Here is a 5,513-nt window from a genome sequence, read left to right on the forward strand (position 1 = left end):
ACGAGAGCGGTCAGTAGCAATCCAAACTTTGTTACTCGTCAGAAAATCGAAATCATCTTCGGTTAAATCCAAAACGGCAGAAGCCTGAATGAGCTTAATAGAGGCCAAAGCGGTCTGGAAACGTACGGATTGTTCAGTAACTTGACTCATGATTTCTTACCTATTAGTGGTTGAACAGCATCGGACTCAGATAGTAATCCACGCTCTTTTAAAATGTCAACAAGAGAATCTCTACCATGAACAAAATGTGACTCATATCTAAACCAGTCCTTGACGAACGTGCCAAGCATATTAAGCCACTTCTCCTCATCCAACGCGTCAGTTTTTGACAGAATCGTTAGTTGATGGCGAAAGGTCGCAAAGTAAGAGCTTCTCGAGCTGCGCAAGGATAGGTCGAATTTTCTCATTTTCCGCCAGCAGTCCACTTCGATTTAATTCGTAAACAAGCAGTAGTAATTCCTGCTTTATCAAGATAATTTTTCGACTCATCAGAAATATCCGAAAGTGTTAACTTCTGCGTCATGGAAGCGATAAAACTCTGCAGGTTGGATACGCCAATCATTTTTATCGAAGCGCGCATAAATTTGAGCAGATTTGTCGTCACAGGTTGCGCCGCCAAAACGTCGGCTACAGTAACTTTTCCCAGCCTCAATCTCATCTCTCTTTTTGCGTTCTGCTTCAATATCTGGTTGAACGGCGTCGCGTCGTAACCCAGCTTGGTAAGTTGGATTAAGCACTCCGTGGACAGATTTGTCATTGTGAGCATTTTCATCCCGAAGTTGCGGCTCATTCTGATTCTGAACAGCTTCTTGGGAAGTAGCGACAGCTTGGTTTTTAGTGAGTTGTTCCATTCTTTAGCTCCTAGACCTTTAGCAGCAAGGTCCATATCTGACTTTTTGTTAACGTATTTAGCCACATAGAAACCAACAGCCATATAACTGGTAGCTTTAAGCGGCTCACCTTTAGCATCAACAGGCCACAACCAACCAGAACGTGAAAAAGCGTCCTGCGTGTAGCGAACTGCGATGGGCATACTGTAACCATAAGGCCACGTATTTTGCAAGCTATTTAACTGGCGGCGATTGCGTACCCGACGACCAAAATTAGGGTCAACGCTACCTGTAGGAAGTGTCCGCATAAAGTGCACCGCATGGAAATGAAGACGGCCATTAGCTGTACCATACTCAGGCACACAAAAATACTGATAGCAGTCGGCGTGTGAATCATTAGCCTTGCGACCCTCGGCAGCAAGAACCATACGACCAATATCACGAAAATAGTCACGCAAAGCATTGGGATTATCATAAAACGCCTCTAATCGGTCGTCAGCCAACGTGAGAGTGTCAAAAACGATAAACCAACCATCAGCATGAGCCTGTCGCATTGCATTCATCAAACGCTGAATAGCAAAGCCTCTACGCGATTTCATAGTGGAGGCCTCCAGCAATCTTGAACACTCATCCTTAATACCTTTCTTTTTGGGGTAATTATACTCATCGCGAATATCCTTAAGAGGGCGTTCAGCAGCCAGCTTGCGGCAAAACTGCGTAACCGTCTTCTCGTTCTCTAAAAACCATTTTTCGTCCCCTTCGGGGCGGTGGTCTATAGTGTTATTAATATCAAGTTGGGGGAGCACATTGTAGCATTGTGCCAATTCATCCATTAACTTCTCAGTAACAGATACAAACTCATCACGAACGTCAGAAGCAGCCTTATGGCCGTCAACATACATATCACCATTATCGAACTCAACGCCCTGCATACGAAAAGACAGAATCTCTTCCAAGAGCTTGATGCGGTTATCCATCTGCTTATGGAAGCCAAGCATTGGGGATTGAGAAAGAGTAGAAATGCCACAAGCCTCAATAGCAGGTTTAAGAGCCTCGATACGCTCAAAGTCAAAATAATCAGCGTGACATTCAGAAGGGTAATAAGAACGAACCATAAAAAAGCCTCCAAGATTTGGAGGCATGAAAACATACAATTGGGAGGGTGTCAATCCTGACGGTTATTTCCTAGACAAATTAGAGCCAATACCATCAGCTTTACCGTCTTTCCAGAAATTGTTCCAAGTATCGGCAACAGCTTTATCAATACCATGAAAAATATCAACCACACCAGAAGCAGCATCAGTGACGACATTAGAAATATCCTTTGCAGTAGCGCCAATATGAGAAGAGCCATACCGCTGATTCTGCGTTTGCTGATGAACTAAGTCAACCTCAGCACTAACCTTGCGAGTCATTTCTTTGATTTGGTCATTGGTAAAATACTGACCAGCCGTTTGAGCTTGAGTAAGCATTTGGCGCATAATCTCGGAAACCTGCTGTTGCTTGGAAAGATTGGTGTTTTCCATAATAGACGCAACGCGAGCAGTAGACTCCTTCTGTTGATAAGCAAGCATCTCATTTTGTGCATATACCTGGTCTTTCGTATTCTGGCGTGAAGTCGCCGACTGAATGCCAGCAATCTCTTTTTGAGTCTCATTTTGCATCTCGGCAATCTCTTTCTGATTGTCCAGTTGCATTTTAGTAAGCTCTTTTTGATTCTCAAATCCGGCGTCAACCATACCAGCAGAGGAAGCATCAGCACCAGCACGCTCCCAAGCATTAAGCTCAGGAAATGCAGCAGCAAGATAATCACGAGTATCCTTTCCTTTATCAGCGGCAGACTTGCCACCAAGTCCAACCAAATCAAGCAACTTATCAGAAACGGCAGAAGTGCCAGCCTGCAACGTACCTTCAAGAAGTCCTTTACCAGCTTTAGCCATAGCACCAGAAACAAAACTAGGGACGGCCTCATCAGGGTTAGGAACATTAGAGCCTTGAATGGCAGATTTAATACCAGCATCACCCATGCCTACAGTATTGTTATCGGTAGCAAGCACATCACCTTGAATGCCACCGGAGGCGGCTTTTTGACCGCCTCCAAACAATTTAGACATGGCGCCACCAGCAAGAGCAGAAGCAATACCGCCAGCAATAGCACCAAACATAAATCACCTCACTTAAGTGGCTGGAGACAAATAATCTCTTTAATAACCTGATTCAGCGAAACCAATCCGCGGCATTTAGTAGCGGTAAAGTTAGACCAAACCATGAAACCAACATAAACATTATTGCCCGGCGTACGGGGAAGGACGTCAATAGTCACACAGTCCTTGACGGTATAATAACCACCATCATGGCGACCATCCAAAGGATAAACATCATAGGCAGTCGGGAGGGTAGTCGGAACCGAAGAAGACTCAAAGCGAACCAAACAGGCAAAAAATTTAGGGTCGGCATCAAAAGCAATATCAGCACCAACAGAAACAACCTGATTAGCGGCGTTGACAGATGTATCCATCTGAATGCAATGAAGAAAACCACCATTACCAGCATTAACCGTCAAACTATCAAAATATAACGTTGACGATGTAGCTTTAGGTGTCTGTAAAACAGGTGCCGAAGAAGCTGGAGTAACAGAAGTGAGAACCAGCTTATCAGAAAAAAAGTTTGAATTATGGCGAGAAATAAAAGTCTGAAACATGATTAAACTCCTAAGCAGAAAACCTACCGCGCTTCGCTTGGTCAACCCCTCAGCGGCAAAAATTAAAATTTTTACCGCTTCGGCGTTATAACCTCACACTCAATCTTTTATCACGAAGTCATGATTGAATCGCGAGTGGTCGGCAGATTGCGATAAACGGTCACATTAAATTTAACCTGACTATTCCACTGCAACAACTGAACGGACTGGAAACACTGGTCATAATCATGGTGGCGAATAAGTACGCGTTCTTGCAAATCACCAGAAGGCGGTTCCTGAATGAATGGGAAGCCTTCAAGAAGGTGATAAGCAGGAGAAACATACGAAGGCGCATAACGATACCACTGACCCTCAGCAATCTTAAACTTCTTAGACGAATCACCAGAACGGAAAACATCCTTCATAGAAATTTCACGCGGCGGCAAGTTGCCATACAAAACAGGGTCGCCAGCAATATCGGTATAAGTCAAAGCACCTTTAGCGTTAAGGTACTGAATCTCTTTAGTCGCAGTAGGCGGAAAACGAACAAGCGCAAGAGTAAACATAGTGCCATGCTCAGGAACAAAGAAACGCGGCACAGAATGTTTATAGGTCTGTTGAACACGACCAGAAAACTGGCCTAACGACGTTTGGTCAGTTCCATCAACATCATAGCCAGATGCCCAGAGATTAGAGCGCATGACAAGTAAAGGACGGTTGTCAGCGTCATAAGAGGTTTTACCTCCAAATGAAGAAATAACATCATGGTAACGCTGCATGAAGTAATCACGTTCTTGGTCAGTATGCAAATTAGCATAAGCAGCTTGCAGACCCATAATGTCAATAGATGTGGTAGAAGTCGTCATTTGGCGAGAAAGCTCAGTCTCAGGAGGAAGCGGAGCAGTCCAAATGTTTTTGAGATGGCAGCAACGGAAACCATAACGAGCATCATCTTGATTAAGCTCATTAGGGTTAGCCTCGGTACGGTCAGGCATCCACGGCGCTTTAAAATAGTTGTTATAGATATTCAAATAACCCTGAAACAAATGCTTAGGGATTTTATTGGTATCAGGGTTAATCGTGCCAAGAAAAGCGGCATGGTCAATATAACCAGTAGTGTTAACAGTCGGGAGAGGAGTGGCATTAACACCATCCTTCATGAACTTAATCCACTGTTCACCATAAACGTGACGATGAGGGACATAAAAAGTAAAAATGTCTACAGTAGAGTCAATAGCAAGGCCACGACGCAATGGAGAAAGACGGAGAGCGCCAACGGCGTCCATCTCGAAGGAGTCGCCAGCGATAACCGGAGTAGTTGAAATGGTAATAAGACGACCAATCTGACCAGCAAGGAAGCCAAGATGGGAAAGGTCATGCGGCATACGCTCGGCGCCAGTTTGAATATTAGACATAATTTATCCTCAAGTAAGGGGCCGAAGCCCCTGCAATTAAAATTGTTGACCACCTACATACCAAAGACGAGCGCCTTTACGCTTGCCTTTAGTACCTCGCAACGGCTGCGGACGACCAGGGCGAGCGCCAGAACGTTTTTTACCTTTAGACATTACATCACTCCTTCTGCACGTAATTTTTGACGCACGTTTTCTTCTGCGTCAGTAAGAACGTCAGTGTTTCCTGCGCGTACACGCAAGGTAAACGCGAACAATTCAGCGGCTTTAACCGGACGCTCGACGCCATTAATAATGTTTTCCGTAAATTCAGCGCCTTCCATGATGAGACAGGCCGTTTGAATGTTGACGGGATGAACATAATAAGCAATGACGGCAGCAATAAACTCAACAGGAGCAGGAAAGCGAGGGTATCCTACAAAGTCCAGCGTACCATAAACGCAAGCCTCAACGCAGCGACGAGCACGAGAGCGGTCAGTAGCAATCCAAACTTTGTTACTCGTCAGAAAATCGAAATCATCTTCGGTTAAATCCAAAACGGCAGAAGCCTGAATGAGCTTAATAGAGGCCAAAGCGGTCTGGAAACGTACG

Annotated in this window: 8 protein-coding genes and 1 pseudogene; all 9 read right to left on the reverse strand. The window is 44.7% G+C overall.

All coding sequences use genetic code 11. The annotated features are described in order from the left end of the window. Positions 1-150: pseudogene (locus OCH7691_RS23870) on the reverse strand (external scaffolding protein D); the annotation flags it as partial. Next, positions 147-386, reverse strand: a complete 240-nt coding sequence (locus OCH7691_RS23875) for a phage DNA packaging protein C (RefSeq protein ID WP_016670801.1) — start codon at positions 384-386, stop codon at positions 147-149. The gene OCH7691_RS23875 and the pseudogene OCH7691_RS23870, both read right to left, overlap by 4 nt. Beyond that, entirely contained in the window at positions 319-471 is a 153-nt protein-coding gene (locus OCH7691_RS23880; RefSeq protein WP_435988044.1) for a hypothetical protein, read from the reverse strand. Before OCH7691_RS23880 ends, OCH7691_RS23875 begins: the two co-directional genes overlap by 68 nt. Then, entirely contained in the window at positions 404-1,945 is a 1,542-nt protein-coding gene (locus OCH7691_RS23885) for a replication endonuclease (RefSeq protein ID WP_000252566.1), read from the reverse strand. The genes OCH7691_RS23880 and OCH7691_RS23885 overlap by 68 nt, the downstream gene beginning before the upstream one ends. A gap of 63 nt (positions 1,946-2,008) precedes the next feature. Continuing rightward, the gene (locus tag OCH7691_RS23890) at positions 2,009-2,995 is read right to left on the reverse strand and encodes a Minor spike protein (protein ID WP_000466547.1); all 987 of its coding nucleotides are present in this window, start codon (positions 2,993-2,995) and stop codon (positions 2,009-2,011) included. 8 nt (positions 2,996-3,003) lie between these two features. Then, complete coding sequence (locus tag OCH7691_RS23895) at positions 3,004-3,531, reverse strand: hypothetical protein (protein WP_000487867.1); 528 nt, start codon at positions 3,529-3,531, stop codon at positions 3,004-3,006. 110 nt (positions 3,532-3,641) lie between these two features. Then, positions 3,642-4,925 (reverse strand): major capsid protein, encoded by a 1,284-nt coding sequence (locus tag OCH7691_RS23900; protein WP_000065572.1) that lies wholly within the window; start codon positions 4,923-4,925, stop codon positions 3,642-3,644. Between the two features lie 36 nt (positions 4,926-4,961). Next, the gene (locus OCH7691_RS23905; protein WP_000033471.1) at positions 4,962-5,078 is read right to left on the reverse strand and encodes a phage DNA packaging protein J; all 117 of its coding nucleotides are present in this window, start codon (positions 5,076-5,078) and stop codon (positions 4,962-4,964) included. Continuing rightward, positions 5,078-5,513 (reverse strand): bacteriophage scaffolding protein D (locus tag OCH7691_RS23910; RefSeq protein WP_009420297.1); only part of this gene is annotated, 436 nt, incomplete at its 5' end. The genes OCH7691_RS23905 and OCH7691_RS23910, both read right to left, overlap by 1 nt.

The organism is Oceanibacterium hippocampi, assembly GCF_900172325.1.
Taxonomy (GTDB): domain Bacteria; phylum Pseudomonadota; class Alphaproteobacteria; order Sneathiellales; family Sneathiellaceae; genus Oceanibacterium; species Oceanibacterium hippocampi.

Coding starts and splice junctions, on each gene's coding strand:
- OCH7691_RS23885 (WP_000252566.1), bottom strand. CDS start 1,945: ATGGTTCGTTCTTATTACCCTTCTGAATGTCACGCTGATTATTTTGAC.
- OCH7691_RS23905 (WP_000033471.1), bottom strand. CDS start 5,078: ATGTCTAAAGGTAAAAAACGTTCTGGCGCTCGCCCTGGTCGTCCGCAG.
- OCH7691_RS23890 (WP_000466547.1), bottom strand. CDS start 2,995: ATGTTTGGTGCTATTGCTGGCGGTATTGCTTCTGCTCTTGCTGGTGGC.
- OCH7691_RS23900 (WP_000065572.1), bottom strand. CDS start 4,925: ATGTCTAATATTCAAACTGGCGCCGAGCGTATGCCGCATGACCTTTCC.
- OCH7691_RS23895 (WP_000487867.1), bottom strand. CDS start 3,531: ATGTTTCAGACTTTTATTTCTCGCCATAATTCAAACTTTTTTTCTGAT.